The 26,955-nt window shown below is 41.0% G+C and carries 26 protein-coding genes; 12 read left to right on the plus strand and 14 right to left on the minus strand.

The genetic code is table 11. From position 1 onward, the window contains the following. Positions 1-36: 36 nt before the first annotated feature. Both AC1DU2_RS19990 and AC1DU2_RS19995 read right to left on the minus strand, forming a co-directional pair. Positions 37-198, minus strand: coding sequence for a FeoB-associated Cys-rich membrane protein (locus AC1DU2_RS19990; protein ID WP_477386318.1), 162 nt, complete (start codon positions 196-198; stop codon positions 37-39). A 58-nt stretch (positions 199-256) separates the two neighbouring features. Further along, positions 257-1,450, minus strand: coding sequence for a hypothetical protein (locus AC1DU2_RS19995; protein WP_477386320.1), 1,194 nt, complete (start codon positions 1,448-1,450; stop codon positions 257-259). Between the two features lie 316 nt (positions 1,451-1,766). Between AC1DU2_RS19995 and AC1DU2_RS20000 the strand changes: the two genes are divergently transcribed. Genes AC1DU2_RS20000 through AC1DU2_RS20010 form a run of 3 tightly spaced genes read left to right on the plus strand, consistent with a single transcriptional unit; the run spans position 1,767 to position 3,499 of the window. Next, a complete protein-coding gene (locus AC1DU2_RS20000; RefSeq protein WP_477386322.1) occupies positions 1,767-2,768 on the plus strand; it encodes an NAD(P)H-dependent glycerol-3-phosphate dehydrogenase in 1,002 nt (333 codons plus the stop codon). Positions 2,769-2,801: 33 nt separating this feature from the next. Next, positions 2,802-3,113: a hypothetical protein gene (locus AC1DU2_RS20005; RefSeq protein ID WP_477386324.1), complete on the plus strand. Its 312-nt coding sequence runs from the start codon at positions 2,802-2,804 to the stop codon at positions 3,111-3,113. Between the two features lie 50 nt (positions 3,114-3,163). Continuing rightward, positions 3,164-3,499, plus strand: coding sequence for a hypothetical protein (locus AC1DU2_RS20010; RefSeq protein ID WP_477360059.1), 336 nt, complete (start codon positions 3,164-3,166; stop codon positions 3,497-3,499). 322 nt (positions 3,500-3,821) lie between these two features. Here the strand turns inward: AC1DU2_RS20010 and AC1DU2_RS20015 are convergent, their stop codons facing one another. The 4 genes from AC1DU2_RS20015 to AC1DU2_RS20030 form a co-directional block, all read right to left on the minus strand. Then, a complete protein-coding gene (locus AC1DU2_RS20015) occupies positions 3,822-5,669 on the minus strand; it encodes a DEAD/DEAH box helicase (RefSeq protein WP_477360057.1) in 1,848 nt (615 codons plus the stop codon). A 203-nt stretch (positions 5,670-5,872) separates the two neighbouring features. Continuing rightward, complete coding sequence (locus tag AC1DU2_RS20020) at positions 5,873-6,514, minus strand: response regulator (RefSeq protein WP_477360055.1); 642 nt, start codon at positions 6,512-6,514, stop codon at positions 5,873-5,875. Beyond that, positions 6,501-8,447, minus strand: a complete 1,947-nt coding sequence (locus tag AC1DU2_RS20025; protein ID WP_477386326.1) for a sensor histidine kinase — start codon at positions 8,445-8,447, stop codon at positions 6,501-6,503. Before AC1DU2_RS20025 ends, AC1DU2_RS20020 begins: the two co-directional genes overlap by 14 nt. Positions 8,448-8,562: 115 nt before the next feature. After that, positions 8,563-9,033 carry a DUF4293 domain-containing protein gene (locus AC1DU2_RS20030; RefSeq protein ID WP_477360051.1) on the minus strand — a complete coding sequence of 157 codons (471 nt, stop codon included), beginning with the start codon at positions 9,031-9,033 and terminating at the stop codon, positions 8,563-8,565. 133 nt (positions 9,034-9,166) lie between these two features. On the opposite strand from AC1DU2_RS20030, the gene AC1DU2_RS20035 reads away from it, so the two are divergent. The 5 genes from AC1DU2_RS20035 (at position 9,167) to AC1DU2_RS20055 (ending at position 12,415) form a co-directional block, all read left to right on the plus strand. Further along, entirely contained in the window at positions 9,167-9,697 is a 531-nt protein-coding gene (locus tag AC1DU2_RS20035; protein WP_477360049.1) for a DUF892 family protein, read from the plus strand. Between the two features lie 293 nt (positions 9,698-9,990). After that, positions 9,991-10,272, plus strand: coding sequence for a hypothetical protein (locus AC1DU2_RS20040; protein ID WP_477360047.1), 282 nt, complete (start codon positions 9,991-9,993; stop codon positions 10,270-10,272). A 159-nt stretch (positions 10,273-10,431) separates the two neighbouring features. Next, entirely contained in the window at positions 10,432-10,836 is a 405-nt protein-coding gene (locus AC1DU2_RS20045) for a DUF983 domain-containing protein (protein ID WP_477386328.1), read from the plus strand. Beyond that, complete coding sequence (locus AC1DU2_RS20050; RefSeq protein WP_477386330.1) at positions 10,814-11,476, plus strand: DUF2461 domain-containing protein; 663 nt, start codon at positions 10,814-10,816, stop codon at positions 11,474-11,476. The genes AC1DU2_RS20045 and AC1DU2_RS20050 overlap by 23 nt, the downstream gene beginning before the upstream one ends. A gap of 132 nt (positions 11,477-11,608) precedes the next feature. Continuing rightward, positions 11,609-12,415 carry an OmpA/MotB family protein gene (locus tag AC1DU2_RS20055; protein ID WP_477386332.1) on the plus strand — a complete coding sequence of 269 codons (807 nt, stop codon included), beginning with the start codon at positions 11,609-11,611 and terminating at the stop codon, positions 12,413-12,415. 447 nt (positions 12,416-12,862) lie between these two features. Here AC1DU2_RS20055 and AC1DU2_RS20060 read toward each other — a convergent pair whose 3' ends face one another. From AC1DU2_RS20060 to AC1DU2_RS20070, 3 genes are all read right to left on the minus strand, one after another. Continuing rightward, positions 12,863-13,096 carry a hypothetical protein gene (locus AC1DU2_RS20060; protein WP_477360036.1) on the minus strand — a complete coding sequence of 78 codons (234 nt, stop codon included), beginning with the start codon at positions 13,094-13,096 and terminating at the stop codon, positions 12,863-12,865. Between the two features lie 167 nt (positions 13,097-13,263). Then, a complete protein-coding gene (locus AC1DU2_RS20065) occupies positions 13,264-13,566 on the minus strand; it encodes a DUF4286 family protein (RefSeq protein ID WP_477386334.1) in 303 nt (100 codons plus the stop codon). Positions 13,567-13,740: 174 nt separating this feature from the next. Next, complete coding sequence (locus AC1DU2_RS20070; RefSeq protein WP_477386336.1) at positions 13,741-15,546, minus strand: tetratricopeptide repeat protein; 1,806 nt, start codon at positions 15,544-15,546, stop codon at positions 13,741-13,743. Positions 15,547-15,698: 152 nt separating this feature from the next. Between AC1DU2_RS20070 and AC1DU2_RS20075 the strand changes: the two genes are divergently transcribed. The 3 genes from AC1DU2_RS20075 to AC1DU2_RS20085 are packed head-to-tail and all read left to right on the plus strand — an operon-like array spanning position 15,699 to position 19,927. Then, positions 15,699-17,585 (plus strand): alpha/beta hydrolase family protein, encoded by a 1,887-nt coding sequence (locus tag AC1DU2_RS20075; RefSeq protein ID WP_477360030.1) that lies wholly within the window; start codon positions 15,699-15,701, stop codon positions 17,583-17,585. A gap of 5 nt (positions 17,586-17,590) precedes the next feature. After that, positions 17,591-19,231, plus strand: coding sequence for a sensor histidine kinase (locus tag AC1DU2_RS20080; RefSeq protein ID WP_477386338.1), 1,641 nt, complete (start codon positions 17,591-17,593; stop codon positions 19,229-19,231). 3 nt (positions 19,232-19,234) lie between these two features. Further along, positions 19,235-19,927 carry a response regulator transcription factor gene (locus AC1DU2_RS20085; RefSeq protein ID WP_477360026.1) on the plus strand — a complete coding sequence of 231 codons (693 nt, stop codon included), beginning with the start codon at positions 19,235-19,237 and terminating at the stop codon, positions 19,925-19,927. An 86-nt stretch (positions 19,928-20,013) separates the two neighbouring features. On the opposite strand, the gene AC1DU2_RS20090 is transcribed toward AC1DU2_RS20085, so the two are convergent. Genes AC1DU2_RS20090 through AC1DU2_RS20100 form a run of 3 tightly spaced genes read right to left on the minus strand, consistent with a single transcriptional unit; the run spans position 20,014 to position 22,828 of the window. Then, positions 20,014-20,631 (minus strand): class I SAM-dependent methyltransferase, encoded by a 618-nt coding sequence (locus AC1DU2_RS20090; protein ID WP_477360024.1) that lies wholly within the window; start codon positions 20,629-20,631, stop codon positions 20,014-20,016. A 1-nt stretch (position 20,632) separates the two neighbouring features. Beyond that, complete coding sequence (locus AC1DU2_RS20095; protein WP_477360022.1) at positions 20,633-21,520, minus strand: UbiA prenyltransferase family protein; 888 nt, start codon at positions 21,518-21,520, stop codon at positions 20,633-20,635. A gap of 27 nt (positions 21,521-21,547) precedes the next feature. After that, a complete protein-coding gene (locus AC1DU2_RS20100) occupies positions 21,548-22,828 on the minus strand; it encodes a metallophosphoesterase (protein ID WP_477386340.1) in 1,281 nt (426 codons plus the stop codon). 133 nt (positions 22,829-22,961) lie between these two features. On the opposite strand from AC1DU2_RS20100, the gene AC1DU2_RS20105 reads away from it, so the two are divergent. Continuing rightward, positions 22,962-23,906: an Rpn family recombination-promoting nuclease/putative transposase gene (locus AC1DU2_RS20105; protein ID WP_477386342.1), complete on the plus strand. Its 945-nt coding sequence runs from the start codon at positions 22,962-22,964 to the stop codon at positions 23,904-23,906. A gap of 157 nt (positions 23,907-24,063) precedes the next feature. Here the strand turns inward: AC1DU2_RS20105 and AC1DU2_RS20110 are convergent, their stop codons facing one another. Both AC1DU2_RS20110 and AC1DU2_RS20115 read right to left on the minus strand, forming a co-directional pair. After that, positions 24,064-25,569 carry a sigma 54-interacting transcriptional regulator gene (locus AC1DU2_RS20110; RefSeq protein WP_477360018.1) on the minus strand — a complete coding sequence of 502 codons (1,506 nt, stop codon included), beginning with the start codon at positions 25,567-25,569 and terminating at the stop codon, positions 24,064-24,066. 108 nt (positions 25,570-25,677) lie between these two features. Beyond that, a complete protein-coding gene (locus AC1DU2_RS20115; RefSeq protein ID WP_477386344.1) occupies positions 25,678-26,775 on the minus strand; it encodes a vWA domain-containing protein in 1,098 nt (365 codons plus the stop codon). Positions 26,776-26,955: the final 180 nt, after the last annotated feature.

Here is a 26,955-nt window from a genome sequence, read left to right on the forward strand (position 1 = left end):
GTAACAAATGAAGATATGATGAATGGATGTTATAACTTACTTATGTGTTTTGCCAGGCTCGATGCCGGAAAAATCAACACCGCATTTACAATTGCCACCACAGCTTTTTTTTGCCGTGAGGCTTTTATACATCATACGGCCAATGTAAAAAACGGCAGCGGCAAAAAGAACAATTATTAAAATTACCTGGATGTTCATGGTACAAAAATACTTAATTTTTAATATATACGTACAGACCCTTCTAATAGTATATAGTTTAACGTGGCATAAAGGCAATTGTTCCGCCAACCCAGTCAAAATCTTTATTATATCGTACGCCAATCATCTTTCCGCGGCTTAGCCGGGCCAAATTTATGGCCAGTGTGGGTTTCCCGTCTCCATCCGGCCATAGGTATAATAATCTGATTTCGGCCTTTACACCCCCGTCTGGCGACTGTATAACCGGCTCGTAGTTTACTTTTTGCTGTAATATCCAGTTTTCCGGATCTTTAATATTGCTGATATCATCCAAGGTAACATCAATAATTACACCCTGCCCGGCAAAAGAAAACAGGGGTTTCAATACATAGTTCTCCAGGTCGGCCGGCAGGTAATCTACCTGGTGTAAAAACTGTGTTTTGGGAATATAATCGCCGCTTAAAAAAGGCATGGTAAATTTACTGACGCGGTAAAACCAGTTGGGATGGGTTATCCACTCCACATCAAAAGGCTTCCTGATATCAACAACCTTTTCAAAAATATCCGGATCGTTGTCAATTTCATCAAAAATCAAGCGGTTATAAATACGCTTAATTAATTGATGTTCGCCATTTGCCATGTAAAATAGATGATTACCTTGCTGTACCAGGTCGCTTAAAGATACCACCGAAATGCCAAGGTATTTTTCTGTAATATAAAAGTCGACAGCGGTTTTTTGCTCCGGGGCATTTACATCCATTAAAACCACTTCGGCGGGTTTGCAATCGCCAATAATTGTCCTTTTGAGCAGGTCAATATAGGTAGCCCTGTTTAGCCCGCTAAAATAAACGGTTTCATCATCGGCAATATCAAAAACATCTGCATAAACATCGCCCAGCAAAGCCTGGAAGCCATATAATGACGGAAACCCCTGCATTTCTATCAGCTGGGGCACAATATTGCCATGGGCATCTTTACAGATTCCAAAATCGAGCGCTATAAAATGAGGATGGTTGGTTTCATTGGCAACACGCCACTTATCGGGTATTGCCCGCTCGGTAAGTTCCTTAAAATCGGGCTTCAGTATAGTGCCGATAATGTCATCACCGGCGGCTATCAGTTTGTCGCGAAAATCGGCTGTCAGAAAAACAGGTGTCTCGGCCACACGGAATTGTACAGGATTGTGCAACCCATCATTAAGCTTTGTTAAAAACTCCTGGTATTTGGCGTTGGTAAAGCCTGTGTTAAATGTTTTCCTGGCTGATGGGTTCATATGGTAAAAAAGTTTTATACCCCTGTCATGCTGGGGAACGAAACATCTATTTGCCACTTTTAAGGCGGCGATGCATGTTGGCCAACAGATCCTTCGTTCCTCAGGATGACAGTGCTTGATAGCAGTGACAGTATAAACAAACTTAACCAATTTAGTTTATCATTTTAAAAGCCCTCTAACTTTAATCCCCATTAAAACATTTCCACCTTTTGCCTTTAACCTTTCGCCTTTTACCTTTCCCCTTATCTGAATAAAAATTCCTTAATTTGCCTTGTCAATTAAAACTTAAACCTGGCATTACTACTTTATTTATTCAATGTACAAGAAAAAGATAACCGTTGTTGGCGGAGGAAGCTGGGCTACTGCCAATGTAAAAATGTTGGTTGATAATACTACAGAAAAAGAAGTTTTTTGGTGGATGAGGAATGCGCAGGCTGTAGAACATTTGCATAAGTTTGGCCATAATCCTTATTATTTAAGTTCGGTTGAAATAAAGCTGCCTAAAGAGAATATATCAACAGATTTAAAATTGTTGATACAGGAGGCCGATTTTGTATTACTAAATGTGCCTGCGGCGTTTTTAAAGGAAGCGTTAACCGGTATTACTCCGGCGGATTTGGCAGGTAAAAAAATTGTATCGGCGATAAAGGGAATCGTACCCGATGAAAATTTAATTATAGGCGAGTTTTTGCACCAAAAGTATGGTATTCCGTTTGAGGATTTTATAGTGATAAGCGGCCCTTGCCATGCAGAAGAAGTTGCATTAGAAAAACTTTCTTACCTCACTATTGCATCGGGCGATGCTGCCTTGGCCGCGGAATTTGCGGGGATGATTAATACCCGGTATATTAAAACCAACGTATCTGATGATATTTATGGCACCGAGTGGGGTGCTGTATTAAAAAATGTATATGCTATTGCCGGTGGCATTTGCCACGGAGTGGGATATGGCGATAATTTTCAGTCGGTACTTATTTCAAACGCGATACGTGAGATGGAACGATTTGTCGCCGAGGTGCACCCCATTAACCGTGATATCAAAGAATCGGCTTACCTGGGCGACTTGCTGGTTACAGCCTACTCGCAGTTTAGCCGTAACCGTACTTTTGGCAATATGATAGGCAAGGGGTACACCGTTACATCGGCCCAACTGGAAATGAATATGGTTGCCGAGGGCTATTATGCAGTAAATTGCCTACAGCAGGTTAACAAACAGTACAAGGTAAATATGCCCATTTGTGATGCTGTTTATGCTATTTTGTATCAAAAACAGTCGCCAGTGGTAGAAATGAGGCTTTTGGCCGACAAATTGAGTTAATGGTAATAACATTAACTCAATTTGTTCATTACCATGAAAAATCTATTCAAAATTGCAATGTTTGCGGCCGGTACCTTTATGATATCGCCAGCATTTGCACAAACCCACAAAGACAGTACAATTGGACATAAAATTTCAAAAACCGCTAAAAAGGTTGGTCACAAAACATCACAGATTGCGGCTAACGGAGCATCGGCGGTAGTTGATAAGAAGTACGAAGGAAAGGTTGGGCCTGGCAACCATACGGTTTACATTGATGAGCACGATAAATACTATTACGTGAACAAAAAAGGTCACCGGGTTTACGTAAAAAAATCTCAGCTTATTGACAAGCCGGAAAAATAAAAGTTGTATCTTAACAGTGCAGGTTTAGGCCTGCACTTACCATGTTTGCCATGAAAAAATATTCTTTAGTAATGCCCGCTGTTTATGCCCTTACGTTGTTTGCATTTGCATGTAACAGTAACCAGGCTGCAAAAAGCGAGGTTAACAAAAAATTAATGGGCAAATGGGTATCAAAAGATGGTGCTACTAAACTGGAGATAACAGAAAAAGGTTTTACAACTGATGATGGGCAACCGGTTACTGAAGATTATTTTGTGCAAAAAGATACCATTTTTACATCGTACCAGGGTAGCCGCCCTTATACCAAATTCCTGATCAAAAACCTGGACGATCATAAGCTTACCCTGTTTTACCCCGATTCGGATTTGGTTGAGTTTGGGAGGTAGGTTTAATTCAAAATTCAAAAGTAAAAATTCAAAAAAACGGTTGGGGTTTTAAAATAAAACTCCCATAAAAAACAAAAGCCCCCATGCTGGCGGCATTGAAGGCTTTGTTAACAAAACTAAACTAAAACTTGCTTCCTTACCAGGGGAAGCCCATGAAAACTATCTTTTCTTTATTACAATCAAGAGTTAAGAGTCAAGAATCAAGAGGGAGCTGCAATAGCTATTTTGATTCCTGGTTCTTTTTTAATTAGAATGAAGTAGTAAAGAAAACTGCGTTTGCAGCTATCTTTACCCCTGATTTTTAATCTCTTGACTCTAAATATTAGAATCTTCTTTTGCGTTCCGGGCGTTCTTCGCGGGGTTTGCCCGAGAAGTCACGGAAGCCACCACTACGACGATCGCCGCCGCCTGAGTTGCTTCTTTCGCCACCACGGTAACCACCGCCGCCTTCGCGACGTTCGCCACCACGATAACCACCACCGCCTTCACGACGTTCGCCACCACGGTGACCACCGCCGCCTTCACGACGATCGCTGGTGCCTTCGCCGGATACTTCTATCCTAACCGGGCGGCCTTTATATTCGGCACCCTGGAAACCGGCGTTTACTTTTTCAACATCCTCGTTAGGTACTTCGAAGAATGAGTAAACACCCTTAACATCTATTTTACCCACGCTGCGGCCGCTAATTTTTGATTGATTGCAAATGTAACCTAACAAATCGCCACGGTTAAATTCATCAACCGAACCTAAGTTTATGAATAAACGGGTGTAAGCAGATGGGCCGCTTGGTGCACCACCACGTTCGCCGCGATCATCCCTATCCCTGCGGCCGGTTTCTTCAACACTTGCGTTAAGATCTGGCGCGTTTTTATAATAATCAAGGAAACGGTTAAACTCAATAGATGCAAAGCGTTTGATAAACTCTTCTTTGCTCATATCCTTAAACTCGTCCATAATACGCGGGATGTATTGCTCAATCTGCTGCTCATTAACCTGTACGTTATGTACTTTATGAACAATAGAGAATAATTGTTTTTCGCAAACATCAAACCCTGTTGGTATTTCGGCTTTAACAAAGCGTTTACCCAGGGTGCGCTCAATCTGGCGTATTTTACCTAATTCTTTGGCGTTAATAATGCTGATAGATACGCCCGTTTTACCGGCGCGGGCTGTACGGCCGCTACGGTGAGTGTAGTTTTCAACCTCATCAGGTAACGAGTAGTTAATAACGTGTGTTACATCATTAACATCAATACCACGCGCAGCAACGTCAGTAGCAATTAACAATTGCAGGCTGCGTTCGCGGTAACGTTTCATTACTTTATCGCGTTGTTGTTGCGACAGGTCGCCGTGTAAAGAATCGGCATTGTAACCGTCTTTGATCAGGGCTTCTGCAATATCCTGTGTTTCAATTTTGGTACGGCAAAATACAATACCAAAAATGTCGGGGTTAAAATCAACAATACGTTTAAAAGCGGCATACTTGTCACGGGCACGTACAATGTAGTACTCATGCTCGATGTTGGCGTTGCCGGTGTTTTTTGTGCCCATGGTAAGCTCAAATGGCTCATTCATGTACTTTTTCGCTATGCGGCGAACTTCAGTTGGCATGGTGGCCGAAAACAGCCAGGTTTTTTTCTCGTCCGGAGTGGTAGATAAGATATTATCAATGTCTTCCTGAAAGCCCATATTGAGCATTTCATCAGCTTCATCCAATACTACAAATTTTACCTTCGAAAAATCTATCGCCTTACGGTTAATGATATCAAGCATACGGCCCGGAGTGGCCACAACGATCTGTACGCCGCGTTTAATCTGGCGTAACTGATCCATGATGCTTGCTCCGCCATAAACGGCAACAACGTGAACGTTGTCCATCTTTTTGGAGTAATTTTTAATGTCGTTCGTGATCTGTAAACAAAGTTCACGTGTTGGGCATAAAACAAGTGCCTGTGGATGATTTTCTTCAAAATCCAACAGTTCTAATAATGGTAGGCCAAAGGCAGCAGTCTTACCGGTCCCGGTTTGGGCTAATCCGACAAAATCGTTGCTGCCTGTTAACAATACCGGAATTGACTGTTCCTGGATTGGCGTTGGGTTTTCAAACCCTAACTCAGAGATGGCATTAACAATATCATGACGGATTCCCAGTTCAATAAATGGGTTCATGAATTAAAATAACGAATTTGGCAACATCGCCAAATCGGGCGCAAAGATAGCGCTAATATTTTACAAAAGCAATAAGTATATACAAACAGATTTGCTTTTCATGGATATATTTTCAAATTGATGCTAATTGCCTTTAAAATAGCTATTTAATTGCGGAGTTTGTAATTTATTTGGTTGTTTTTATAATGCCCAATGTTGTTTTTCTACTCTACAATCCGGTTACTCAATGCAAAAACAATTAGCTCGGTTATGTTCTTTACTTCCAGTTTTCTGAAAATGTTTTTGCGATGGGTTTCAATGGTAAGACTGCTCAGAAATAATTTTCCGGCTATCTCTTTGGTGGTTAATCCATTTTTTAGCAGTTGAATCAATTCAATTTCGCGTTTGGTGAGCTTGTATTTTTTGATTAGATCATCACTATAAGTTTGCTGAAAAGGTTGCTGGCGGTTATTATGGTAATAGGTTTGGCCGGCCATAACAGTATTGATAATAGTAATCAGTTGCTCGGTAGTGGATGCTTTAGGAATATAGCCATGCCCGTACTGCATGCATTGTTTAATAATATTCCGTTCCTCGTACATCGATATGAATATGATGCGGATAGCCGGGAAATCTTTTTGGATTTGCTTAGCGGCCTCGATGCCATTCATATAGGGCATTAAAACATCCATCAGGATAAGATGGGGTACTTTGGTATTTAGCAACTGCATTAATTGTTTGCCGTTGGTTACCTTATCTATAACTTTCAGGTTGTCGGCCCGCGCCAATGACTGTTCAACACCAATTGAAAAGGCGGGATGATCTTCGGCAATGATAATTTGGATGGCTGGTTTAGCTGGCGTCATTATCGGGAATTAAATCGTGTTTAAGGTCAAAAGGTATTGATATGATAAATGTCGATCCGTTTTTGCTGGTATCAATGTGCATTTCCCCGTTCAGGAATTCAACCCTCGAGGCGATGTTTTTTAAGCCAATTCCTGCTTTATTGACTACAGTACTCATCCCTATCCCGTTATCTTCAATTATTATCTGGATGCCGGTGCTCAGTACAGCCAGCTGCACGCTGGCTTCAGATGCATCGGAGTGTTTAGTAATATTGGTAATTAATTCATTAATAATACGATAAATTAAAATAGCAGTGGTAACCTTATCTATTTTTTCTTCGTCGCCCTCGGTAACCAGCTGAAATTTTATCCGGCCATGGTAGTTAATATCGTCAACCCGGCTTTGCAGGGCTATAAAGAGCCCATCTTCCGAGAAATCGGGCGGGAGCAAGTCATGCGAAATAGCCCGTACATCGTCTGTAATCTTCGTGATCAGGTCAATTGACCGTTTATAATCTAAAGCTTCCTGTTTTGTTTTGGCTTTTTCCGGATGGTTGCTCAAATGCAATTTCAGGGTGCTTAAGGTGGCGCCAACGTCGTCGTGCAAATCGCGGGCTATACGTTCGCGCTCCAATTCCTGTATCTTAATAATTTCCCGGGCCCAACTGGTGCGCAAATTAAAGGTTTCGTTAAGGGCCCGGATGCTGTCGTTTTTTTCTTTTTTGTATTTGAAAACGAATATCACCGTAAGGGCCAGTATCTCGAAAGTAAATGCCACCACGATGTTGCCCGGCGGAATAAAAAAAAGTTGCCCAAGTTTAAGGGTATTTAGTAAAAAGTCAAGAAATGCAAACAGCAGGAAAATGGTAGATATTGAATAAATAATAGTGTAATAATGTTTTTTTATAACGCCGGCAATTACATTAATACCTATCAACATGAGTCCGGCCAGGGTGAGGTAATAGGCGGTAAGGCGCACAAAAGCAACAAAATTATTATTGGCAGGCAAAACAAATGAATTTGCAAAAACAAGTGCCAGGATAATTAGCGCTATGGATTTATATACGCTGAAAATTTTATAAAGTAATTTAAAATCTTGTTTTTGGTTGATGAAGATTTGTAAAATATTAATGCCCAGGTAAACGGGTAAAAGCAGGAACAGGCTTTTGGGTATAAGTGCCCATGGTTTGTATAGCCAATCGGGAAACGTGAACGTATCTAATAAAAATTCATTGATGTTAAACCCGATGAGCGATAACACGTACGCCGCATGCCACAGGTGTAACTTGTTTTTAAGCGCAAACCAAAGCAAAACGTTAAATACCAGTGCAAACAGAAAATAGCCTATGAATTTGCCCAGCAGGAACGAGTTATGCGTTTCGTATTGTAAATAATCCTCAGTGGTGGTAATATCGGTTGGAAAGTAGATGTTATCGGTATTAATGGCGCGCACCTTTACCAGCAACAGCTTTGTTTGCTGCGGTGCCATTAGTATTTTGAACGATGGGCTCCTTACAGGGTACTCGCGGTTATCAAGCGGGTTTAAACTTGATTGTGTGCTATGAAATTTTAAGGGCAGCCTGCCCTCATCAGCTTCATATAAATCAAATAACAGGTAGTTGTTATAAAAACTCCACAATATGGGGATTTGGATGGTGGTGTCGTTTTTTACATAAACGGCCAGCCAGTAGCTATCGCTCGTAAAACCACGGTTAAACACTTTCCGGTTACGGTCGTGCTTAAATTTATGGGCTTTAAGGCTATCGTAAGCGGCGTTGGGGGTTAGCGTGCCTGTGCCATCCTTAAACCAGGTGTAATAGTTGCTCAGGTAATCATTAACGGGGCCTTTAACAAGTAAGGTGTCGATATTATTTGCCGATACGCGTAAGCAGGCGCACAATATTACCGGTAAAATAAGGCCCTTAAGTTTGGCAAATTTTGTTAATAAACCCATTACATAAATTCACATAAATGTAATGGATTTATTACGCTAAATGAAATACCTGTTAACAGGTATTGTAATGGCAGTTGCCTGTAAGTTATTAAAAATGAGGCGGGAATGTGGTGCGTTACCTAAGCCTATCAGCAGATTTAATCAGCTTTTCGTCGTTTTTAATACCCTTGGTGGCCAATAAAAGCATAACAATGCTTATAGATGTCAGGAACAATCCAATACCCATAGAGTGTGTATCCAGTTGCACACCTTCGCCTACTGCTTTTTTTACAGTTTGTGCCATCCAAAAACTGTAGCCAAATAATGCCAATATGGCGCCATAGCAAAAAGCCAATTGTTGCTTACGGTTTTTGAACAGGAAAATAATAACCAGCGGTATGAGGGCCACTATAGCGGTTACAGCGGTAAGCGCTGTAAAAGATTCGATATTTTTTTGCACGCCGTTAACATTCTGAAAAATGCCGGTGACCGAAATAGTTACCTGGGCATTATTTACATATACGTTATGTGCCAGCGGGAAAAAGTAAAGGGCAAACAGCACCAGGCTGGCCGCAAGCAGGTAAATGCTTTGTATTCGTTGTAGCATAATATTAAAATTATAGAGGCAAATATAGTTGTTTTAATTATTGCCTTCAGGCATTTTATTGACCCTGAAAATTTGCTTTTAATGATAATTATTATAGTATATTTAAACGGATTTTCTAATAACTATTTAAGCGATGACCCCAAGCCCTGATAAAAACCTATCGCCACAGCAGGTGAAGTTTGAAGATGCGCATCTAAAAAAAATCTTCCTCGAACATTTAAACAGCATTTATTGCGGCAAACAACATCTTATCGATTTTTTTGATGAGATAAAAACCCTTGCGACTTTGCAGTATTTAAAAAACGCTATACAGGATTGCCGCGATGACGCCGAGAACCAGATAACGCATATGGACGGCATATTTAACGCGATAGGCGAAGATCAGTCAAAAATAAGTGTGCTTGGCATGAAAGCTATGACGCTGGAAGCCTACATAACCGCCATCCGTACGGGCAAAACACCTATGGAGCGTGATGTGTTTATTGTATTTTACCTGCAACTGGTTGAAGGCATCGAGGTTACTTATTTTAAAGTGCTGAAGAACCTGGCTAAGGCAATAGGTTACAGCAACACTTTTTTAGATAAACCATTTAACCAGGCAGTTGAAGATAAGCTGATGTTTGAAGGGATTTACAAAGAATACATAACCCAGCCAGCAGGATAATTTAAGCAGAAGATTTTCTTAAAGTTTAATTTTTTACCTTCTGGTAGTGTGCCACCCCGTACCAGGGTGTAGCATCAGTACCGGTACACACAATGTTGGTATGCATAGTACCCGAAAATAAGTAAAAAACAAACTGTCTTCAATTAATATTCATTTGATGGAACTACTTGACTTGATCAGTTTAGTTATAAATCCGGGATTGGCGGAGTTTTAAACTTAGAAAGTCTTGAACAATCCTTCAGGCGTAATTAGCCAATACTATTTATCCCAATTTATTACTTAAATTTGCCTTCATGAAACGGGTTTCAAAAATCATTCTTTTCGTAATTGCGCTTGGCTTAATGGTAGGCGTAAAGCAGCCTGTGAAGGCGCAATGTGCGCAATGTGCTGCAACTGTAGAGACTAACACCAAAAGCGGCGGTAACGCGGCTAAAGGTCTTAATAAAGGCATCCTGTTTTTGCTTGGTGCTCCTTACTTTGCAGTTGCTGTAGCAGGGTATATCTGGTACAAAAAATATCGCCGTAAAAACGTTAACCTTAACGAAATGCGGCACGAAAGGCTTAACCTAAACTAACAGAAAAAGATCGTCATTGCGAGGTACGAAGCAATCTCCTACATGCACATCACAATGCCTATCGGGGATTGATTCGTGCCTCGCAATGACAGAGAAATGTGTTAGGATAGTAATCGAAATAAAGAAGGCTTTACGTTAACATTTCCCCCATTACCCACTATGCCCGAAACGCCAAAATCATGGGCTATGCTCAATTGTAAATGCCCGCGTTGCCGCAGGGGCGATATGTTTCAGGGCGGCCCTTATAGTTTTGCAAACAAAATAAATTTAAACTGCCCACATTGTAACCTGTATTTTGAAATTGAGCCCGGCTATTTTTACGCGGCCATGTATGTAAGTTACGCGCTTAATGTGCTGGAGGCCTTAGGCCTTGCCTGGCTTACTTATTTGGTTACGCACAATTCCGATTCGCCCTGGTTATATCTTGGTGTATTAATAGGCGGCTGTATTTTTCTGGCACCTATTAATTTCAGATATTCGCGGGTGCTTTTGTTATACTGGTTATCGCCAAAGATACATTACCAGGCTTATTTAGATACCGATGATTTACCAGGAAAGTCTTGATTTTTTAAAAGACCTGGCCGAAAATAATAACCGCGACTGGTTTACGGCCAATAAAGAACGATATGATGCCGCACGTGAAAACGTGATTGATTTTACCAGTAAGCTGCTGGCCAAACTGCAAAAGATAGACCCGGCTATTGATGAAAACACGGACGCCAAAAAACGGGTGATGCGCATTTACCGCGATATCCGTTTCAGCAAAAATAAAACACCTTATAAAAATAATTTCGGCGTAAGCATTCCGTCCGGCGGTTCAACGGGTGGTACGGTTGAGTTTTATTTGCAAATTCAGCCGGGTAATTCTTTTATAGGAGGAGGTTACTGGATGCCCGAGGCGCCACACCTGAAAGTTATTCGCCAGGAAATTGATTACAATGCTTCGGAGTTGAAGGCTATTATTGACGATAAAACGTTTGTGAAGCTATTTGGCGATTTCAGAAAACAAGAACAGTTAAAGTCTGTTCCTCGTGAATATAGCGTTGAAAATGAAAACATCTACCTGCTGAAACTAAAAAGTTTTGTAGCCTGGCACAAAATAACCGACGAGGAAATAACTTCAGGGGATGCCGTGCAACAGGTAGCCGATATTTGCAGCAAAATATACCCGTTAAACGTTTTCCTGAAAAATGCGCTTGCATAACAATACTACTGTCCTGTCATGATTAGATTGACGTTTAGTCTTGAGTCGAAAGTCTCAAGTTCTAAGTAAGAAACAAGAAAAATATGACTTGGACTTCCGACTAATGACTTAATACGACATAATATCTATTTTATGAAAATCAAATATCTTTTATTAGCCGCTGTTTTTTGTTTGGGCTTTAACTCATGTAAAATATTATCGCCAAAAGAGTATAAATCATTAGTCGCGCAGCGCGATTCGTTGAATACGCGTACCGGTAACCTGGAAGAAGAACTTTCGCGCCTGCAAAACGATACCGCACGCCTGCACCGCCAGATTAACGATTTACGCGACAATAACAACGCTTTAAATAACAACCTGGATGTTACTTCAACCAAAGCAAACCAACTGGCTGTCGACCTGCAAAAGCGCGAAGCACGGTTAAAAGAGGTAGAAGAAATCCTGAAAAAACGCGACGAGGCAACTAACGCGCTAAAAAACAAATTACAAAAAGCATTATTGGGCTTTCAGCAAAGCGGCTTAACGGTAGATATCCGCAACGGCAAAGTATATGTATCGCTTACGGATAAACTCCTGTTCCCGTCGGGCAGTATCATTATTGACGATAAAGGTAAGGAGGCGCTAAAACAACTGGCCGCCGTATTGAACAAAGAGCCAGACATTAACATGGCTGTTGAAGGGCATACCGACGATAAAAAAGTAAAAAACCTTGGCCAGATTAAAGATAACTGGGATTTGAGCGTATTGCGCGCCACATCGGTAACCCGTTACCTCACCGAAGTGGAGATGGTAGATCCGCACCGCCTTACCGCCACAGGCAAAGGCGAGTTTCAACCCATTGACACCGCCGACAGCGACGAGGCCCGTACCAAAAACCGGAGGATTGAAATTGTGCTCACCCCGAAACTGGATGAACTGTACAACCTGATTAGCAAATAACAAAAAAGCTCCCGAATCCTGGGAGCTTTTTTGTTATTTGCTAATGCTACGCTGCTGCCGCGGGTTTTCAACCCGTGGTATTTATGGTTTCAGCTTTTAGCTGAAATTAGGCTAGCCGTTAAATTATGGAGCCGAAGAGTTACGCTACACTGTCTTTCAATCAATAATTTTGCCGCCTCGGATTTTGCCTGTTATCAATAAATGCTATTAATTCAATCGTTTGGGTTTTTGGCTTTATTCTATATACGATAGAAACTTGTTTAATAAGAACGCCAATATGCGTATGCTTCAGCTTTGATGATTTGCGGAACATCAATGGTTGTGTTTGGAGAGTTAGTAAATATTCATTAACTCTTTTAGTAAAGTTGAATATTTCTTTATCTGTCCAATGCTCCTGAAGATAGGCGATCCTTTTACCGAATGTTTCAACAGTTTTAGGTGTCCAAACTATTTTAAGCCCCATTTTCCAAATAGCTTTACAACTTCATCATGGGGGACAATTTCGCCACCGTCGGCCTGAGCGATTCCTTCTAACACATCTTTTTGTTGATCGTCAGTTAACTCGTCAAACCAATCAGCTTTTCTATCTGATAAAAAAGCTTTTACATCCATAATTAAGCTTTCGTCATTAATGCCAATAATGGTTTGCAAAATATCTAATTTCTCTGCTTGTATATTCATGACCTAAAGTTTAATACTAAAATAAACATTTATTTTGTCAATTTAGATACAAAAACTAAACCCGCAGCCCGCGTTAGTGATAGCAGCGGATACCGGCCGTGAGGCTAAGGCAGGTGCAGTATGAGCGGATAGCACGGGCCGCAGGCAACGCCCATATCATTTAAAGTCTACTCCATCTCCTCCATCAGCGTATTAAAAATTACAAACTTTTCATCAAACATTTGCTGATGGGTGGCCTGTAACTTGTGCAAATGGTTCATGTAATACTGCTGAAACTGATCAATATTATCGGCATTGTATTGGATGCAGTAAGTAACCCCCTCGTTCGGAGAATCGATAACCCTTAAAACGCGGTGTGAGCTAAAATGTCCGGTAGCCATTACAGCCGGGATATGGATGGTTTTCATATAATGAAGCCATTCGTCGTGAATAGCTTCGTCAAGTATTATGGTGTCGTTATATACAATCATGGCGCGAATTTAGTTAATTAGGTTCATTTGGTGAGTAGTTGATTAGGTGAGTGGTTGAATGAGTTGATTAGGTTAAGTGGTTATTGGTTGAATTGGGCTATACATTCAAAAAACTTACTTAGACGCTTATCTTAACCTAATCACCCCATTCAACTTAATCAACCACTCACCAACCTAAGAATCTGTTTTATCGCCCCTCAATAATCTGAACCGTTTACGGGCTTCGTTAATCCAGAGACTGCCGGGATAATCAGTAATTATTTTTTGATACCAGGCTTTGGCGTTTGTTTTATCATCAAGGTGGTTTTCGTAAATGTCGCCCAGCATAAAAACGGCGTCATCAGCCCAAAGTTCGGTAGGGTGATCGTTGAAGATTTTTTTGAGCAGGGGCACTGCATCATTATAGTTTTTCTGCTGAATGAAAATGCGTGATTTGGCCATCAGTATATCGTCGCTAAGGCTGTTGCCTGGGAACTTTTTGTCAATACTGTCTAACGTCATTAAAGCCTTTTCGGGTTGCCCGGCAAAAATCTGGAGGTCGGCCCGGGCATATATTTTTAAAGCACCACCGGCGCTGTCGGCCGCAGTGTTGTCATTAATTAATAATAGCAGGTTGAGGGCGTCATTTGCTATTAATTGCGATGTAGCCGCCTTCAATACATCCAGCTGCCCCTTGGCCCAGGTAAAATCGCCGGTATAATAGGCCATTTTTGCATTACGAAATTTGGCATCCTGGCCTATATTCGTATTCACAAAGCTCTTTTCAACCTGGCTATATGTCAGGGTAGCTTCCCAGGGCAGGTTATTTAGCATGTAAACATCGCCCAAATCAAGCTTACAACCGGCAAGCAACTCGGCGCGGATATTAGGTATTGTGATAGCGCTCTCCAATAATTTTTGAGCATCATTAAGTTTGTGGAGTTTAAATGCCTGTAAATTAGCCAGTTTTTGCATGGCAAAAACCGTGTTGTTGTTGCGCCCAAATTCGGCAAGCAGGGCTATGTAGTCCTGTTCAAGGCCCAGTAAGTCGGCAGGCATGTATTTGCCCGTAGTAACCTTCAAGTTTTTGGTGTTGATGAGTTCGATCTTAGCAGGAATATATAATGGATTCCCTGCACCCTTGGCAATAATATATTCATAACCACGAATAGCGGCATCGTAAGCCTCGCTGCTGGTAAGCGTGCGGCACAACTCGTAAATATTATTACCATCATCATTTTGCCTGCGGCTGAGTGCTAAAGCCTGGTTAAGCGCCAGGTCGTATTCTTTTTGCTGCATATACTGCCAGGTAAGCAACTCAATATAGATGGTTTGCTGCGGGTCTTTTTGAATACGCCTCAGCAGTGCTGCCTTAAGCAGGTCATAATCGGCTGCACCCTCAAAAACTATGGCAAAATTGCTTTCGGCCTGGGTAATAAAGCTCGGGTTTGCCGGCAAAAAATTAAGATACTCGTCGGTAAGTGATATCTTATCCCGTTTAAAGCGGTAAAGGTTAATGAGCTCATAGGTAAAAGCTTCGTCGTTTTTAAGCAGTTTACGGCCCTGTATAAATATTTTTATGGCATAGTCGATATTCGCATTCTGGTAAAACTGGTTGGCCAGGCTGGCAATCTCCATTTGGTCGGCAGGTAAATTTTTCAGCAGATCGTCATAGATATTGTTTGCTTTATCAAGTTTGCCCTGCTGAGTGTAAATGGTGCCCAGCATTATCTGGTACTGGTTTATGTTGGGGTGTTTACGCTGCAGTTTTTTGGTAATGCTTTCGGCCTCGTCAAATTTTTTGAGGTTTAAAAGGGTATTTACGTAATAGGAGTAATAGGTTTCGTTGTTTTGCTTGTATAGTTTTTGGTAAATTTCAAGCGCTTTTTGGGTTTCGCCATTGGCATTGTATTGCATGGCCAATTGAAGTTCATTATCCTGTGCAAACAGTGTACAGGTACCCAACAAAACGAAAATAATAATTGCAAATAAAACCCTCATCTAATCAAAAATAGGTAATTAATACGAATGCCGGGGTTACTTTCGGTTAATATCCGTATAAAGGTGACACCGGGTAAAATTGTAGTGACATTTTGATAACCTTAACTAATTTTATCTAATTTGACCTGATTAATAAAATTGCATAAGCAAATATGTTTGGGCGTTTAAGGATTTTTCTTTTTATTGTATTTACAACAATTATATGTTCATGCAAACATGTAAAGCAAATCCCAATTGCCGATTTTTTTAAAACCCCTGAGAAAACAGTTTTTAAAATATCTCCCGACGGCAAGTATATAGCATACCTGAAGCCATACAAGGATAAACAAAACCTGTTCATACAATCGCTGGCCGATGGTACCGAACATATGGAAACATCCTTTGATGATTATCCTGTAAATGGATGGTATTTTTGGACTTATAATAATCAACTGGTTTTTAACCAGGATATTGTAGCAAACGATGGGTTTAAAATGTACGCGCTTGATATATCTACACACCAGATGCGTACAATCCTGTCGCTCGAAAAAGTACGGGTAAACCTGGTTAACCGCAACAAGCAACAGCCGGATATCATCACCATCAGGATGAACAAACGCGATCCGGCTAATTTTGATATCTACCGCCTGAATATTAAAACTGGAGAGCTTTCGCCCTATCTCATAAACCCTGGCAATATAACCGAATGGTTCCCGGATGCTGATGGAAAAATCCGACTGGTAAAATCGTCAGATGGGGTAGACGAGACTATTTTATACCGGCCCGATGATAACTCACCCTTTAAACCTATTATTCAGAATAATTTCAAAAACTCGGTAAGGCCGATTGCTTTTGCGGGCTCGAAAAATAATTTTTACGCGTTATCAAACGTAAATCGCGATAAAATGGCGCTGGTTGAAATTAATGCCGAAGATGGAAAAGAACAACGTACCGTTTTTAGTAACAGCAATGCCGATTTAATGTATGTTGAATATTATAAAAATAAACATCGCCTTGAATTTGCCAGCTGGGATGAGGCCAAACCACGAAAATATTTTTTATCGCCCGATATACAACGCCTTTATAAAAAGTTAGGAGACTTGCTAAAAGGCAACGAAGTAAGGGTTGTTGACCGGGACAGTTCTGAAAATAAGTTTATCTTGTATACCTATACCGATCGCAGTCCGGGTACTTACTACCTGTATGAGGCCAGCAACTGTAAACTAACTAAACTGGGCGATAATAATCCATCTTTAATTCCAACGGAGTTGTGTTCTATGAAGCCCATTGCCTACAAAGCCAGCGACGGCCTGACTATCAATGGCTATTTGACCATGCCATTGGGCAATAAAAAAACTAATTTACCTGTGGTAGTAATGCCGCACGATGGCCCCTGGGCCCGCGATACCTGGGGGTACGACGAGCAGGTACAATTTTTGGCCAATAGGGGCTACGCGGTTTTCCAGATGAATTATCGTGGATCAACCGGGTACGGCAAAGCTTTCAGGAGTGCGGGGTATAAGCAGGTAGGCGGCAAAATTCAGGATGATATAACCGACGGTGTACATTGGCTGATAGATCAAAAAATAGCCAACCCTAAAAAGATAGCCATTTTTGGTGGCCGCTTTGGTGGCTTCTCTGCATTATACGGCGTGTCTTTCCATCCCGAGTTATATAATTGCGCGGTTGTACAATATGGGCTCATCAACTTTTTTACCTATATTAAAGATGCCCCACCGTTTTTTAAACCTTATTTAAAAATGACCTATGAAATGGTTGGCAACCCCGAAACGGATGCTGATAGGTTAAGGGCCATATCGCCGGTGTTTCATACCGATAAAATAAAAGTGCCTTTAATTATTTTTCAGGGCGCTAAAGATCAGCGAGCCAATATTAGCGAACTGAACCATTTTGTGTATGAATTACGGAAGCATGATGTTGATGTAAAATATTTTTTAAAACCCAATGAACGCGCTTTTTTCAGGAGGGAGCGTAACAGATTTGAAATGTATACCGAGATAGAAAAATTCCTGAATTACAACATGAGGGTTAAACCATGACGGTTATGCCTGCACAAAAAACTGCTTACCGGAAAAACTTTTTGCTGATCATCATCTTCCTGGTGCTCATATCCATAACATTTGTGGTAGCGCTTTTTATATCGTACAGCCTTACATCCAAATATGTTGAAAACGAGTTCTCATCAAAAAAGGTAGATGTACTGGAACAAACGTTAAAGCCATACTACGATTTTTTTCAGAATAAGATCCCCGAGATACAATTTTACGGTGGTTTTTTGGATTCGGCTTCGGCCCGCAAATATGCTTCAACGGTTTTTAAAGAATACCGGTTTGTAAAAAAGATTGTTTTTTATGATGTGCAGATAGGTACCCGTAAGCCAGTGGTGCCGCGTGCCAATAACCTGGATATCTCGGTAAAAGCGATTTACCTGTACGGCCAGGGCAAAGATAAAATATGGGGCGCAAGGCAGCGGCATATTGGCGATGAACCTGATTTTACCGCGATGGCGTCCAAATTGCGTAACTATATTGCATTTTCGGATACGACACGCCTGCCCAGCCAGGATGAGATGTATAAAACCTTCTGGGATGTAAAACCTAATAAAATAACCTACACCAATACTTTACGCCCCCTTGATGTTAAAAACTACCGCGAGCTGCTGAGGGGCAAAACAGTATCGGAACCGTATAAACAAAATATGATGACCTTTTACCTTGAGCCACTTTTGCTAAAGGTAAAAAATACGCATCACGAACTTTATCAGAATGTATCTATACAGCCGGTGGTTTATGATCCTATTGATAGCGATGGAAAAAAATTGATAACAGAAATACCTTTCGGTGCTTTTTCTGACTATAAATTGTTTTTTAGCTCTGAGCAAGGATACTTAACCGCCGAAACAAACCGGCGCTTTATGCCCATCGGGGCAGCAGTATTGATAATAACGCTTTTTTTAGTGGCCATAGGCTGGCTTATTTACCGTAACCTTAATGTGAATATCAAGTTGTTTAAGTTACAATACGATTTTATAAACAATTTTACCCATGAGTTTAAAACACCTGTAAGCGTAATAAAAATAGCTGGTTCAAATTTAAAAGGCGACGGGGAACTTACCGAGCGGCAGCGCAAACATTACGGGAAAATTTTGGATGAAGAAGCAGATAAACTAAACGATTTGATGAACAAGTTGTTATCATTCACCCAACTGGAAAATAAATCGATCAATATTAAAAAAGAGGAAATTGTAGTGGCCGATTTTGTAGAGCGTTATATTGATACTTTTAAAATTAAGTATCCCGATTTTAAGCTAAATTATACCAGTAACGGTGTGCATACTTTTTATACCGACCCGGTGCTTCTGGGTAGTATTTTTCAAAACCTGGTTGAAAATGCTTATAAGTATTCGCACCCTAAAAAAAAGGAGCTTAACATCAATATCATACAAAAAAAAGGCAACATCGTGTTTTCCTTTATAGATAAGGGGATAGGGATTCCCAGGCATGAACAGCACAACGTGTTTAAGAAATTTTACAGGATAGAGAACCAATATAACCAAAACGGGAGCGTTGGTTTGGGTTTGGCATTTTGTAAAGAACTGGTTAATTTTATGGACGGCGAGATAACGGTGAACAGTAAGGTTAATGAAGGTTCGGAATTTATAGTTACGCTTCCAAACGAAAATTAAAGTATGAACAAAGAAATCAAAATTGCGCTGGTTGAAGATGACGAAAACCTGCGTTTCCTGGTTGCCGAGCGTTTGCAAACCGAAGGTTACAAAGTGCTGGAAGCCGACAACGGCGAAGATGCGGAGACAATGATACTGGCCGAACATCCTGATATTGTACTGCTTGACTGGATGCTGCCCGGCAAAACAGGATCGGAAGTTTGCGGCAATATCAGGGAAAGCGGGTATGATAAGCTGGTGATTATGATGACAGCCAAAGCCCAGGATGTTGATAAGATTGAAGCTTACAACTTTGGCGTATCAGACTATATCACCAAGCCGTTTAATATGGACGTGCTTGTGGCTATGATTGACAGCAAAATTAAATTCAGCCTGAACAGCGAGAAGGCGGAATCATACAAGTTTGCCAATATGGAGCACCTGCCCAATACCCACTTACTCATTCGTGATGGCCGTAAAATTGAACTTACCATATTGGAGAACCGGATATTACTATACTTCCTTAAAAACAAAAACAAGGTTATTAACCGCGAAGAACTAATGATGGAAGTATGGGGCTACAACGCCGATGTAAATACCCGCACCTTGGATATGCACATTGTACGCCTGCGCAAAAAGATAGAAACAAATGCAGATTCGCCGCAATATTTACAAACTGTGCGGGGGATAGGTTATAAGTTTGTGTATAATCAGTAATGATTTCGGAATTTGGATGTTCGATTTCGGATTTAGAATTGAATAGATATATGATAACGTCATTGCTTTTACAGGTAATGACGTTCCTATTTCCTGTAGACCCTGGCCACAATAAAATCGCCCAAAAAAGTTCGTTCGCTTTTGGGGGAGTAGTTGTTGCGATTAAAGCAAGCCTCAATCTCCGGTAGCTTATTAGCTTCTATACCGTCAATCATCCTGAAAAATAAAAACATGCTTTTTAAAAGAAAGGCCTGCCACCATTTACCTGTTAATTGAAAATCGCAATTGAGCCAAAGTGCACCAGGTTTTAGTAACGAGTGGATCTTATTAAATACCGTTTTTAACGTTGCTTCAGTAAAATTATCGAATAGAAAAGGTGTGATCGCCACATCAAAGCCAGGGGACAGGTTTACAGCTTCAATAACATCATTTATAAAAATAATTTCATTGCCGCCGGTATCCCTCTTTTGGGATAGCGCCATCATTCGTTTTGCTGCTTCTACATAGGTTATCTTTAGCCCTGTTGGATGTAACCTTGTAATTTCTTCGAGTATCCAGCCTGTGCCACCGCCAACTATGAGTATATTATTGTTGGGGTGGATGTGATTGATTAAATAAAGCTGCGTATTGATTATGGCTTTACCATAAACTAAACGCGAAAGGATATCATAAAAACTGGCCGAATTATTAAAGCTGGCGGCCATATCAACGGCCCTTGAAAATGAGATTAACGGCCAATAACACTACGTACTGAAGAATAAGTACGCCATCCATAAAGAAGAAATAATAGTACTCGTCTTTTTTCCAGGCCGATTTAAAGATAAGCCAGCCGGTTAAAAATACGGTCAATGTCAACGCAAAAAAGTCGAGACTAAAGCCGTTATCCCTGAAAATAAACAGGAGGACCACATAGCCCGCTAATAACACCTGGCAAAATAGGTACGCATTTTTTTCGCCCCAGACTACGGGGATGGTTTTCAGGCCCATTTTGCGGTCGTCAAAAAGATCGCGAATATCAAAAGGAATAGTAAGCGCTCCTATGAACAAAAATCGTTTGGCTATCAGTATAGTAGTATCGCGCATGGATACGCTGGCGGCATGGAGATGCATAGCCTCCAGTATAGGGAATAGTACGCAACTCATTGTCCATACCAGGGTAATAAGAAATGGTTTTAGGCCGGGTATATTGCGCAGCCCGAATTTTTGCTCACCTACAGCAAACAAGGGCAGGCCATAGGCAAACGATAAAATACCCAGAAAAACGAGAAGGATTTTTGATTCAGTGGTGATCAAAAAAAATAATGGAACCAGCGATAATAACGAAACTATGGTAAACGTAACCATGAGCCGGTAATGGGCAAAAAACCAGCGTACACGTTTATAAGGTGATTTTTCGGGTTTTTGAGGTTTGGTAATAATAATACAGAAGTTGTAGATTCCTAATGTAGAGGTAAACAGCAAACCCAATACCGGCAACACCGGTTTTGACCCTATTAAATGGAATGTTACCAACGCCTGAGCCACCGCGCAAAGCGACATGAAGATATTACTGAACAGCAGGAAATCAAAAACAGACTGAAGCGTTCTTTTCATTGGTAATGAATGTGCCTGGGGTTGATGTTACGTAAGCTTACCCGAAGGAGCATGCCCGGCTTTTAATGTAAATATCGTAATCTCTGGTAATATTCCAACCCTGCCGTATAAACCAACAAAGCCATAGCCTACATTTACATATAATTGTTGCATACCTTGCTGGTAGTGGCCCGCCCATTCGTTATAAACATATTTTATCGGGCTCCACTGAAAATCATTTGTACGCACACCAAATTGCATACCGTGCGTATGACCCGAGAACATCACATCAATTTGCGGGTAATCTTTTAAAACCTGTACCCGCCAATGCGATGGATCATGGGATAGCAAGAGTTTTACCGGCAGGTCATCTGTGTTTTTGGTAGCCAGGTCCATGCGGCCGTGTTTAGGGAAGCGGCTGTGCAAGCTCCAGTTTTCGATGCCGAGGATACCTATTTCTTCGCCATTTATTTTTAGGCGGCGGTTCTCGTTACGCAATAAGTCCCAGCCCATATTTTTGTGGGTGAGTATCAGATCATGCTGATCTTTTATTTTGTCGGCCGGGTTTGGCCAGTCGCAGTAATCACCATAATCATGGTTGCCTAAAGAGGAGTATACGCCAAGCGGCGCCTTTACTTTACTAAAAATATCCTGATAATCCCTCATTTCGTTGGCTTGGGTGTTAACCAGGTCGCCGGTAAAAAATATAAAATCGGGCTTCTCTTTCAAAAGCATTTCTACCCCGCCCAGTACCGCTTTCTTATCATAAAAACTCCCGGAATGGATATCAGAAATTTGTCCCAATTTAATGCCGTCAAATGCTTTTGGCAAATTGGGCAGGTATAGAGTTTGGTAACGTACATGGTAATCATATAGCCCCTTTGGCATATTGATTTTTATAGCAGCCAACGGGATAGCGCCGGCAAGCAAACCTGCTTTTAATAAAAATTCCGACCGGGGGATAGCGTCCGGCGGCACCAGGGTATTATGAGCAGATGTTTGATTTTTAAACCTGTTTTTACGCCATACCAGCAATCTATTTGCATCGTCAATGAGCAGGAATGGTAAAAATGTAAGTTTACCTATAAAAAGCAACGAAAATATGAGCAGGCCCGCTGCCCTAACGCCAAGGCCTGCAAATTGTACATAAACACCGGTAAGCAAGCCAAAAATAACAATAAGGCAAGTTGTCCAATATAAAAAGATAAATACCTTTTTTCGTAAAAAATGCCATTTCCGGAAAGCGCCACGAATGCCGTTTAATACATAAAGGTCAATTAGCAAAAGCGCCGAAATGATTAATATGATATTAAGTGCCTGTTCCGCCATTTAGAGCAAATATATCAATATTAAAGTTTTTTGTGATTGAATACAAAAGCGAATCTGGTGTAATGCAGTAAATCGGCAGGGCATTAAGTTTTCCGGGAGCAATTTGAAATAATATATTCTTTTATATTTGATAATGCACAAAAGTAAACCACCCGTTACCGGGAAATATATTGATCCTTTAGTAGATTTTGCTTTTAAAAAGATATTTGGAAGTGAACCTAATAAGGATTTGCTGACTGCTTTTTTAAACGAAGTTTTCAGAGGGCGTAAACACATTGTTGACTTGGTTTATAATAAGAACGAGCATCCGGGAGATTTAAAAGATGAAGGTGCCGCCATATTCGATTTACTTTGTACTGGTGCGGGCGGCGAACAATTTTTGATAGAGGTGCAAAGAGGGCGGCAAGGGTACTTTAAGGAAAGAGCTTTGTTTTATACCAGCCGCTTAATAAGCGACCAGGCACCAAAAGGTAGACGCAGCGATTGGGCTTATAATTTAACCGAAGTATACCTGGTTGCTTTGCTGGAGGATTTTACATTAGAGATTGACGCTGAGACGGGTTACTTACATAATATTTGCCTGTGTAATAGGGAGACCGGTAAAATATTTTATGATAAACTGGGTTATACATATATTGAATTGAGTAGATTTGTGAAAACGGAAACCCAATTGGAAACCGATTTAGACAAATGGTTATATGTTTTAAAGAACATGAGTCAGATGGATAAGATCCCGGTTTACCTGCGGAAACCGATATTTGAAAAACTATTTAACATAGCGGAATATACTAACCTGAGCAAGGAGGAAAAAACGATGTACGATAGCAGCTTAAAATACAAATGGGACAATAAAAATGTACTGGATTATGCCTTAAACGAAGGTAGAGAAGCGGGTAGGCAGGAAGGCATTAAAGAAGGTATTAAAGAGGGTATTAAAGAAGGCATTAAAGAGGGTATGGAGAGGGGTAAATATGAAGAAGCCGTTGCAATTGCCCGTGAAATGAAAAAGGAGGGCTTGCCGGTTGCCCAAATAGTAAAGTTCACTAAACTATCAATTGAAGAGATAGGAAAACTTTAGTTTATATATTGGAAAACATATCCATCAGAAACCCGCAACTTGTAAAAGTTTGCGGGTTTTTTTATCGGATTTGGCAGGCTGATAATTCAATTCTTCTCCTGGCCCAGGAAATAGTGCTATATCTAAAGTTATAGAACGCTAAAATTTCTTCAATAATTTAATAACGGTCATCATCTAAATCAAGATCGTCTTCATCAGGTTGCAGGTTAAACAAACTGTTAAACATATCCGAGAAGGCAAAGCCATTATCCAAAAAGCCTTTGTTTAATTGCGAAAATTCAGACAGGCCATGCAGTACAAACTCCATCAGCAACAAAGTTTGGTTTTCGCTCAGGCGCGGATGCAGCTTTTTAACCAGGTCTTTTAAGCCGGCAACTTCAGATAGCTCTCTTTTATAGTCAATTGCCGACATGTCATCAACTAAAGCCAGGTTATTGCCTTCGCCAAACCAATTGATAATGCTGGCATAAGGGTTTACGCCTTTAGCCTTTTTAGCCTTTTCAGGATCAGGAAAAAACGTTAGCAACAATGTTTTAATAGCTTTACCTATCAGGATGTTGGCCACTTTACCAGGGCCTTCCAGTTCGCCTTCATAAACCAGTTCAATTTTACCGGTTATGGCCGGGATAACGCCTAAAAAGTCGGTAATGCGTACAAAGGTGCCTGGTTCATGGTTCATGATCATGCGGCGTTCGGCATTGCTTACCAGGTTTTCATAAGCTGATATGGTTAAGCGCGCTGATACGCCCGATTTTTTGTCGATATATTCAGAGTTGCGGGCCTCAAAAGCAATTTGCTCAATAAGGTCTTTTACCAGGTCGTCGGCTTCAACGGTGTTACGTTGCTCGTCAGTCAACGATGCTTCCTGCTGGGTGATCTTCCTTGAAATTTCGACTGTACGGGGGTAGTGCGTTAATATCTGGCTTTCAATCCTGTCTTTCAGCGGTGTAACAATAGAGCCACGATTGGTATAATCTTCAGGGTTGGCTGTAAATACAAACTGGATATCTAAAGGCAGTCGCAGCTTAAAACCGCGTATCTGGATATCTCTTTCCTGTAAGATATTGAATAGCGATACCTGGATACGTGCCTGTAAATCGGGCAACTCGTTGATCACGAAGATACCACGGTGTGCACGCGGGATTAATCCAAAGTGGATAACCCGTTCGTCAGAATAGGTTAGCTTTAAGGTGGCGGCTTTAATAGGATCAACATCGCCAATCAAATCGGCTACGGTAACATCGGGCGTAGCCAATTTTTCGGTATACCGCTCAGAGCGGTGGATCCAGCCTATTGGCGTATCGTCTCCTTTTTCTTCGATAACACTATGGCCGTACCATGATATTGGATTATACGGATCGTCAAACAGATCTGACCCTATAACATAGGGTACATATTCGTCAAGTAAATTGATTAGCAAACGCGCTATACGGGTTTTTGCCTGGCCACGTAAGCCAAGCAGTAAAATGTTGTGGCGCGATAAAATGGCTGTTTGTAAATCGGGTATTACTGTATCCTCAAAACCGATGATACCAGCAAATCCACCTTCGCGTTTTTTAAGCTGTTCTATCAGGTTGGCACGTAATTCGTCCTTAACCGAACGACTTTTATAACCACTTTTTTTTAGCTGACCGAGGGTTTTTATATCTAATAATTTACTCATGTTTCTTTTATAGTCCGGAAGTCGGGAAGACCGAAAGTCCGAAAGTTTATTGATGATTTAATGTAGCTTCTTTCGGACTTTCCGGACTTTCGGACTTCCCGACTAAACTTATCTAACCGTTTTTCTTCTGTTCTTAATATAATCTTCAAAAATGTATTCACCTAAACCATTCAGCGAGCTGTAAAAGGCCTTGCCGCCATTGGTCTCTGTGAATTTACGCACAAACTGCTGCAGGTAAGGGTCTTTGGCTATCATAAATGTGGTTATAGGTATTTTTAGGCGCTTGCACTGTGCGGCCATGTTCAGGGTTTTGTTAACCACTTTTCTATCCAGGCCAATGCTGTTTTTATAATACTTGTTACCTTCCTTTAAACAGGTTGGCTTACCATCGGTAATCATGAATATTTGCTTATTGTGGGTTTTGCGGCGGCGCAGCAAATCTGTTGCCAGTTCCAGCCCTGCATAGGTATTGGTATGGTAAGGGCCAACCTGCAGGTATGGCAAATCCTGTAGCGTTATGGGCCAGGCATCGTTACCAAAAACAACAATATCCAGCGTATCCTTGGGGTATTTGGTGCGAATGAGCTCGGCCAAAGCCATGGCTACCTTTTTGGCCGGGGTAATCCTGTCTTCGCCGTAAAGGATCATCGAGTGTGAAATATCTATCATCAGCACGGTAGAGGTAAGGGTTTTATAATCCATTTCCTCTACTTCCAGATCGCGTTCGGTCATCATAAAATCACCGATGCCATGGTTAACCTGGGCATTATGGATAGATTGGGTCATGTCTATCTGATCCAAACTGTCGCCAAACTCAAACTCACGGCGTTCAGCATTTTTTTCATCGCCCTGCCCTGATTGTGGCGAGCGGTGATTGCCTTTACCCGATTTTTTAAGCTTGCCAAAAATCTCCTCTAATGCCGATTGCCGGATGCTTTGTTCTGTTTTAGCCGTAATATTAAAACCGCCGGTTTGCTGGTCGTCGCTTAAATATCCCTTTTGCTTAAGTTCATCAATAAAATCGCCCATACCATAATCATCGTTGGTAAGGTTGTATTGTTTATCAAGTTCGTTTAGCCAGGCTAAAGCTTCGCCGGCATCGCCCGATGTGTAATTGAGCAACTCAAGGAATAATTTCAGTAATTCTTCAAATCCGCCTTTAGGGATCTGGTTGGGGGTAAATCTTGAAAATCCAAAACCACGCATATCTTGTCCTTTCTGTACTATAAAGGAACGGATAATTATTCTGAAAAGTTTCGCGGTATGAGGATTAAAACAAATTGTTAGGTAAGAATGACAAATGGCAGATGTGTGGGTGTGCAGATTTCAGATGCGCAGATTTTGGTATTTAAAAATGGAAGCCGCCGACATAAAGGGCCGATAGCA

It is taken from the genome of Mucilaginibacter sp. P4_C11, assembly GCF_056402115.1.

Excerpts from the sequence above, each read along its gene's own strand:
- AC1DU2_RS19990 (WP_477386318.1), bottom strand. The coding sequence starts at position 198 with ATGAACATCCAGGTAATTTTAATAATTGTTCTTTTTGCCGCTGCCGTT.
- AC1DU2_RS19995 (WP_477386320.1), bottom strand. The coding sequence starts at position 1,450 with ATGAACCCATCAGCCAGGAAAACATTTAACACAGGCTTTACCAACGCC.
- AC1DU2_RS20000 (WP_477386322.1), top strand. The coding sequence starts at position 1,767 with ATGTACAAGAAAAAGATAACCGTTGTTGGCGGAGGAAGCTGGGCTACT.
- AC1DU2_RS20005 (WP_477386324.1), top strand. The coding sequence starts at position 2,802 with ATGAAAAATCTATTCAAAATTGCAATGTTTGCGGCCGGTACCTTTATG.
- AC1DU2_RS20010 (WP_477360059.1), top strand. The coding sequence starts at position 3,164 with ATGAAAAAATATTCTTTAGTAATGCCCGCTGTTTATGCCCTTACGTTG.
- AC1DU2_RS20015 (WP_477360057.1), bottom strand. The coding sequence starts at position 5,669 with ATGAACCCATTTATTGAACTGGGAATCCGTCATGATATTGTTAATGCC.
- AC1DU2_RS20020 (WP_477360055.1), bottom strand. The coding sequence starts at position 6,514 with ATGACGCCAGCTAAACCAGCCATCCAAATTATCATTGCCGAAGATCAT.
- AC1DU2_RS20025 (WP_477386326.1), bottom strand. The coding sequence starts at position 8,447 with ATGGGTTTATTAACAAAATTTGCCAAACTTAAGGGCCTTATTTTACCG.
- AC1DU2_RS20030 (WP_477360051.1), bottom strand. The coding sequence starts at position 9,033 with ATGCTACAACGAATACAAAGCATTTACCTGCTTGCGGCCAGCCTGGTG.
- AC1DU2_RS20035 (WP_477360049.1), top strand. The coding sequence starts at position 9,167 with ATGACCCCAAGCCCTGATAAAAACCTATCGCCACAGCAGGTGAAGTTT.
- AC1DU2_RS20040 (WP_477360047.1), top strand. The coding sequence starts at position 9,991 with ATGAAACGGGTTTCAAAAATCATTCTTTTCGTAATTGCGCTTGGCTTA.
- AC1DU2_RS20045 (WP_477386328.1), top strand. The coding sequence starts at position 10,432 with ATGCCCGAAACGCCAAAATCATGGGCTATGCTCAATTGTAAATGCCCG.
- AC1DU2_RS20050 (WP_477386330.1), top strand. The coding sequence starts at position 10,814 with ATGATTTACCAGGAAAGTCTTGATTTTTTAAAAGACCTGGCCGAAAAT.
- AC1DU2_RS20055 (WP_477386332.1), top strand. The coding sequence starts at position 11,609 with ATGAAAATCAAATATCTTTTATTAGCCGCTGTTTTTTGTTTGGGCTTT.
- AC1DU2_RS20060 (WP_477360036.1), bottom strand. The coding sequence starts at position 13,096 with ATGAATATACAAGCAGAGAAATTAGATATTTTGCAAACCATTATTGGC.
- AC1DU2_RS20065 (WP_477386334.1), bottom strand. The coding sequence starts at position 13,566 with ATGATTGTATATAACGACACCATAATACTTGACGAAGCTATTCACGAC.
- AC1DU2_RS20070 (WP_477386336.1), bottom strand. The coding sequence starts at position 15,546 with ATGAGGGTTTTATTTGCAATTATTATTTTCGTTTTGTTGGGTACCTGT.
- AC1DU2_RS20075 (WP_477360030.1), top strand. The coding sequence starts at position 15,699 with ATGTTTGGGCGTTTAAGGATTTTTCTTTTTATTGTATTTACAACAATT.
- AC1DU2_RS20080 (WP_477386338.1), top strand. The coding sequence starts at position 17,591 with ATGCCTGCACAAAAAACTGCTTACCGGAAAAACTTTTTGCTGATCATC.
- AC1DU2_RS20085 (WP_477360026.1), top strand. The coding sequence starts at position 19,235 with ATGAACAAAGAAATCAAAATTGCGCTGGTTGAAGATGACGAAAACCTG.
- AC1DU2_RS20090 (WP_477360024.1), bottom strand. The coding sequence starts at position 20,631 with ATGGCCGCCAGCTTTAATAATTCGGCCAGTTTTTATGATATCCTTTCG.
- AC1DU2_RS20095 (WP_477360022.1), bottom strand. The coding sequence starts at position 21,520 with ATGAAAAGAACGCTTCAGTCTGTTTTTGATTTCCTGCTGTTCAGTAAT.
- AC1DU2_RS20100 (WP_477386340.1), bottom strand. The coding sequence starts at position 22,828 with ATGGCGGAACAGGCACTTAATATCATATTAATCATTTCGGCGCTTTTG.
- AC1DU2_RS20105 (WP_477386342.1), top strand. The coding sequence starts at position 22,962 with ATGCACAAAAGTAAACCACCCGTTACCGGGAAATATATTGATCCTTTA.
- AC1DU2_RS20110 (WP_477360018.1), bottom strand. The coding sequence starts at position 25,569 with ATGAGTAAATTATTAGATATAAAAACCCTCGGTCAGCTAAAAAAAAGT.
- AC1DU2_RS20115 (WP_477386344.1), bottom strand. The coding sequence starts at position 26,775 with ATGCGTGGTTTTGGATTTTCAAGATTTACCCCCAACCAGATCCCTAAA.